We start from the raw sequence: 6290 nt of genomic DNA, 5'->3' as shown, positions 1-6290 counted from the left end.
CGTGTTCACTCTTGAGACTTGGTATTCATTTTTCGTCTTGCGACGTTAAGAATCCGTATCTTCGAGTGCCCACACAGATTGTCTGATAAATTGTTAAAGAGCAGTTGCGACTCGGCTTTCAGCTCACTGTCGCGAGGTGGCGTATATTACGCTTTCCTCTTTCAGAGTCAACCCTGAATTTCAGGATTTTTCTCTTCAACCGAACCGGCTGTTTGTGTGAAGTGATTCACATCCGCCGTGTCGATGGAGGCGCATTATAGGGAGTTCTCCGCAGGCCGCAATAGAAAAATTGCAGAAAAATGACTGACTGCTGCATTCCCCAGCAAAACCCCGCTTTATACCTTTTTACGCACAGAGTTATCCACAATCATCAGTGTAATTTCTGTATTTTTCCCACGGTAACCACTGTCAAAATTGTGATCACCATTGAAAGAGAAAAATTCGCGAGCGTTGCGCAAACGTTTTCGTTACAATGCGGGCGAAAAATAAGGATGCCCCGTTAGGGGCGTTAGCTGAGTTTTTCGCGAAAAATTCAGCTAACGCTCTCTGTAATAGTCAAATCCAGGGGATTTACCATGCAACAACGTCGTCCAGTCCGCCGCGCTCTGCTCAGTGTTTCTGACAAAGCCGGTATCGTCGAATTCGCCCAGGCACTTTCCGCACGCGGTGTGGAGCTGCTGTCTACAGGGGGCACTGCCCGTCTGTTAGCAGAAAAAGGTCTGCCGGTAACCGAAGTTTCCGATTACACCGGTTTCCCGGAGATGATGGATGGACGCGTGAAGACCCTGCATCCGAAAGTACATGGTGGCATTCTGGGTCGTCGCGGCCAGGACGATGCCATTATGGAAGAACATCAGATCCAGCCTATCGATATGGTGGTTGTTAACCTGTATCCGTTCGCCCAGACCGTTGCCCGTGAAGGCTGCTCACTGGAAGATGCGGTTGAGAACATCGATATCGGCGGCCCAACGATGGTGCGCTCCGCCGCCAAGAACCATAAAGATGTCGCCATCGTGGTGAAGAGCAGCGACTACGACGCCATCATTAAAGAGATGGATGCCAACGAAGGATCGCTTCTGCTTGCAACCCGTTTCGATCTCGCTATCAAAGCCTTCGAACACACTGCCGCCTACGACAGCATGATTGCCAACTACTTCGGCAGTATGGTCCCAGCCTATCACGGTGAAAGCAAAGAAGCCGCCGGTCGCTTCCCACGCACGCTGAACCTGAACTTCATTAAGAAGCAGGATATGCGTTACGGCGAGAACAGCCACCAGCAGGCTGCCTTCTATATAGAAGAGAATGTGAAAGAAGCCTCCGTTGCTACCGCAACCCAGGTTCAGGGTAAAGCCCTCTCTTATAACAACATCGCCGATACCGATGCGGCGCTGGAGTGCGTGAAAGAGTTCGCCGAGCCGGCATGTGTGATTGTGAAGCACGCCAACCCTTGCGGCGTGGCTATCGGCAATTCCATTCTTGATGCTTACGATCGCGCGTACAAAACCGACCCGACCTCCGCATTCGGCGGCATTATCGCCTTTAACCGCGAGCTGGATGCGGAAACCGCGCAGGCCATCATTTCTCGTCAGTTTGTTGAAGTGATTATTGCGCCGTCCGCCAGCGAAGAAGCCCTGAAAATCACCGCCGCCAAACAGAACGTACGCGTCCTGACCTGCGGTCAGTGGGGCGAGCGTGTTCCGGGTCTTGATTTCAAACGTGTTAACGGCGGTCTGCTGGTTCAGGATCGCGATCTGGGCATGGTCGGTGCAGAAGAACTGCGCGTCGTCACCAAACGTCAGCCGACCGAACAGGAACTGCGTGATGCGCTGTTCTGCTGGAAAGTGGCGAAGTTCGTGAAATCCAACGCCATTGTCTATGCCAAAAACAATATGACCATCGGCATTGGCGCGGGCCAGATGAGCCGCGTGTACTCCGCAAAAATCGCCGGTATTAAAGCGGCCGATGAAGGCCTGGAAGTGAAAGGTTCCTCGATGGCTTCTGACGCGTTCTTCCCGTTCCGCGACGGTATTGATGCCGCCGCCGCTGCGGGCGTGACCTGCGTAATCCAGCCTGGCGGTTCTATCCGTGATGACGAAGTGATTGCCGCCGCCGACGAGCACGGTATTGCGATGCTCTTCACCGACATGCGCCATTTCCGCCATTAATGGAGCGACAGATGAAAGTATTAGTGATTGGTAACGGCGGGCGCGAGCACGCGCTGGCCTGGAAAGCGGCCCAGTCGCCGCTGGTTGAAACTGTTTTTGTTGCTCCGGGTAATGCAGGCACTGCGCTGGAACCCACACTGCAAAACGTCGCTATCGGCGTAACCGATATCCCGGCGCTGCTGGATTTCGCGCAAAACGAAAAGATCGATCTGACCATCGTCGGCCCGGAAGCGCCGCTGGTGAAAGGCGTGGTGGATACCTTCCGCGCCGCCGGGCTGAAAATCTTCGGCCCAACCGCAGGTGCCGCGCAGCTGGAAGGCTCGAAAGCGTTTACCAAGGATTTCCTGGCCCGCCATAACATTCCTACGGCGGAATACCAGAACTTCACCGAGGTAGAACCTGCGGTGGCGTATCTGCGTGAGAAGGGCGCGCCAATCGTCATTAAAGCTGACGGTCTGGCTGCCGGGAAAGGCGTTATCGTCGCGATGACGCTGGAAGAAGCCGAAGCGGCTGTTCACGATATGCTGGCGGGCAACGCTTTTGGCGACGCGGGGCATCGCATCGTTATCGAAGAGTTCCTCGACGGCGAAGAAGCGAGCTTTATCGTGATGGTGGACGGCGAACATGTGCTGCCGATGGCCACCAGCCAGGATCACAAACGCGTAGGCGATAAAGATACCGGGCCGAACACCGGCGGGATGGGCGCTTACTCCCCTGCGCCAGTAGTGACCGATGAGGTTCATCAGCGCACGATGGAACGAATCATCTGGCCAACCGTGAAAGGCATGGCGGCAGAAGGCAACACCTACACTGGTTTTCTCTACGCGGGCCTGATGATCGACAAACAGGGCAATCCGAAGGTTATTGAATTTAACTGCCGCTTTGGCGATCCAGAAACCCAGCCGATTATGCTGCGCATGAAGTCCGATCTGGTTGAACTCTGCCTGGCAGCCTGTGAAGGCAAGCTGGACGAGAAAACGTCCGAGTGGGATGAACGCGCTTCTCTCGGCGTGGTGATGGCTGCGGGTGGATATCCGGGCGATTACCGCACCGGCGATGTGATCCACGGCCTGCCGCTGGAAGAAGTGGCAGGCGGCAAAGTGTTCCACGCGGGCACAAAACTGGCGGATGACGAGCAGGTAGTGACCAGCGGCGGGCGCGTACTGTGCGTCACCGCGCTGGGTCATACCGTGGCAGAAGCGCAGAAACGCGCCTATGCCTTAATGACCGATATCCACTGGGACGACTGCTTCTGCCGGAAAGATATCGGCTGGCGCGCTATCGAGCGCGAGCAGAACTAACGCGACAGTTTTGCCAATAGCGTTTTACGCGTGATCCCTAACTGACGGGCGGCTTCGGTTTTGTTGCCGCCCGTTTTCTCCAGTGCCGCCAGAATCACTTCTTTTTCGACTTCCACCAGCGGCTGAATATCCTGACTTTGCGCCAGCGGGATCGGCGTACTCGCAATCGCCAGCGGCAGCTCGCGTTCGGAAATATATTCCCCGGTCAGTAGCACCACAGCCCGTTCCACCGCGTTTTCCAGCTCGCGAATATTTCCCGGCCAGTCGTAGTGAATCAGCAGATCCATCGCCTGGGGCGTAAAACCTTTTACCGCCTTGCGATTACGCTCGGCAAAGCGCTGCAGAAAATGGCCAGCCAGCAGAGGGATATCTTCCCGCCGCTGACGCAGCGACGGAACTTCAATCGCCACCACGTTCAGGCGATAGTAGAGATCCTGGCGAAAACGTCCGGCATTCACCTCTGCGGCAAGATCGCGATGAGTCGCCGCAATCAGCCGGACATCAACCGAGATAGTCTGGTTGCTACCGACACGCTGAACTTCGCGCTCCTGAATCGCACGCAGCAGACGCACCTGCATCATCGGCGAGATATCGCCAATTTCATCGAGAAACAGCGTGCCGCCGTCCGCCTCAACAAAGCGCCCTTCCCGGCGTTTGTCGGCTCCGGTAAACGCCCCTTTTTCGTGACCGAACAATTCAGATTCCAGCAAGGATTCGTTGAGTGCCGCACAGTTGAGCGTTACCAGTGGTTTTTCACTCCGTGCGCTACTGGCGTGAATCGCCCTGGCGACCAGCTCTTTACCGGTGCCGGAATCGCCGTGGATCAGCACCGTGGCTTCCGATGGCGCGACGAGGGCGATTTCACTGAGCAGGTGTTGCATCGCCGGGCTTTTACCAACCATACCGAACTGGCTGGCAGACACCGCAGGCGTTTCAGCGTCAACACTGTGCGTATGCGCAAGCGCCTTTTCCAGCGTCGCCTGTAGGTTATCGAAATCCAGCGGCTTGATGAGATAATCCAGCGCCCCGGTTTTCAGCGCCTCTACTGCCGTCTCAACGCTGGAGTACGCAGTCATAATCAGTACCGGAATTGCCGGGTTTAACGCTTTGATTTCTTTTAGTGTGGCGATGCCGTCCATCTCTGCCATTCGCACATCGCAAAGCACAAGATCAAAAACCTGTTCCCGCACCTGCGCCAGCGCCTGTTGCCCACTATTCGCCAGCGCGACGTTATAGCCCCAGCCGCGCAGCAATGCCTGCAAAATAGTGCAGTGGCTAATGTCATCATCTACCACCAGAATATCGATATTATCGTGCGTCATCCTTGTGGGTCCTTACGCGTAATATTGACCGGAAGCCAGAGGGTGAACGTTGCGCCTTCTCCCTCCTGGCTTGCGACCTGAATTGTACCACCGTGTTGTTCAACAATATTATGCACGACCGCTAGCCCCAGCCCGGTGCCGTCGGCTTTGGTGGTGAAGTACGGGGTGAAGATAGCTTCAAGCTGATCCGCCGCAATTCCCTTACCGCTATCAGTAACGCTAATTTTCACGCCTGCGCCGCTTTCGCTGGCCGTCACGCTAATCACGCCATGCTGACCAATCGCCTGAATAGCATTGAGATAGAGATTCAACAGGACCTGAGTCAGCCTGTCCGGATCGGCCTGAATTTCCGGCAACATGTCGTTGGCGGTAAAGCGTAACTGGATCTCCCGGCTGTTTGCATCCTGGCTTACCAGCTGTAATGAGTGGTTAATCAGAGTGTTGAGATCCACCGCCTGCAAAGCCAGATGCGTTGGCTTAACCAGTTCCAGCAACTCACTTACCACGCGGTTTAAACGGTCAGCCTCTTTCGCCATCACTTGCGCCAGTTGATGCGCTTCTCCCCCTGCAGGCGCGCGTTCGGCAAAGTATTTCGCCAGCCCTTTAATCGAGGAAAGTGGGTTACGGATTTCGTGGGCAACGCCTGCCGCCAGATGCCCCAGTGCCACCAGCTTCTCTTTGCGCTTCATTTCATCTTGCAACAACTGGCGCGAGCGCAGATAGCGACGATACCAGAAGAATGACAACACGCTTGCCAGCAAGACCGTCGCCAGGGCGAAGAGGATAATCAGGGTGTTTCTCTGCTCACGATCTTCGGCACTCACAATATTACTGGCGTCGAAAGCGATGAAAATTGCTTGTGGTGTCGCGGCATATTGCTGCATATGGCGCATCCGGTGCATTCCAGCAGCAAACATCGGTTGAAACTGGCGATAAATTTCCAGAACAGGCTCGCCGTCTGCGCTATCGATCCGCCGCCACGCTTCTTCATCTCCCGGATGTAACTGCTGCATTTCCTGCGGGGAATAAAGCTGTTTTCCCACCATGCCGGAGTTGCTATGCATCACGATTGTTCCTTGTTCATCCGTGACCGCAAACCAACGTACTCCAGGCTGCCCGGCCATTTCTTCCAGTAAGGCCTGCTGCTGCGCATGATGCATGCGCATCCCCATGCCGACGCGCGAGCCGGATTCAAGAGCGCGAATAAGTACACTGCCTTTTTCCAGCAGCGTTTGTCTGGCGGCGGCAGTCTCGCGCCCATAATCGCGAATCACTGTCACCGCAAACAACCCTACCAGCCCAACAATGACCACGGGGAGGATCGCGCTTAACCATTTAGCTAAGGAGTCTTTAGAACGTTGCATAAAACGCATCTTCTTCTTTGCCTGCTCATCCCTTTCTGACAGCAGAAATCATGCCATCTTTTATCAGCGCTTACCCTGCGCTGTAACACAAAGGCTTAAGTTTCAATGAGTAAAAATGACTCGCTACCCGCAGCAGGC

4 protein-coding genes are annotated in these 6290 nt (G+C 55.1%); 2 read left to right on the top strand and 2 right to left on the bottom strand.

The genetic code is table 11. From position 1 onward, the window contains the following. The first annotated feature begins 575 nt into the window (after nucleotides 1-575). A complete protein-coding gene (gene purH, locus ACJHYR_RS24570; RefSeq protein ID WP_001550410.1) occupies nucleotides 576-2165 on the top strand; it encodes a bifunctional phosphoribosylaminoimidazolecarboxamide formyltransferase/IMP cyclohydrolase in 1590 nt (529 codons plus the stop codon). Nucleotides 2166-2176: 11 nt separating this feature from the next. After that, on the top strand, nucleotides 2177-3466 hold the full coding sequence (gene purD, locus ACJHYR_RS24565) for a phosphoribosylamine--glycine ligase (protein WP_059328117.1): 1290 nt from the start codon (nucleotides 2177-2179) through the stop codon (nucleotides 3464-3466). Here the strand turns inward: purD and zraR are convergent. Then, on the bottom strand, nucleotides 3463-4788 hold the full coding sequence (gene zraR, locus ACJHYR_RS24560) for a sigma-54-dependent response regulator transcription factor ZraR (RefSeq protein WP_059328116.1): 1326 nt from the start codon (nucleotides 4786-4788) through the stop codon (nucleotides 3463-3465). The two genes, purD and zraR, sit on opposite strands and share 4 nt — an antisense overlap. Continuing rightward, nucleotides 4785-6161, bottom strand: coding sequence for a two-component system sensor histidine kinase ZraS (zraS, locus tag ACJHYR_RS24555; protein WP_059328115.1), 1377 nt, complete (start codon nucleotides 6159-6161; stop codon nucleotides 4785-4787). Before zraS ends, zraR begins: the two co-directional genes overlap by 4 nt. Nucleotides 6162-6290: the final 129 nt, after the last annotated feature.

Source organism: Escherichia sp. WS1450, assembly GCF_046487395.1.
Classification (GTDB): domain Bacteria; phylum Pseudomonadota; class Gammaproteobacteria; order Enterobacterales; family Enterobacteriaceae; genus Escherichia; species Escherichia coli.
This window is presented reverse-complemented; position numbering and strand designations above follow the sequence as displayed.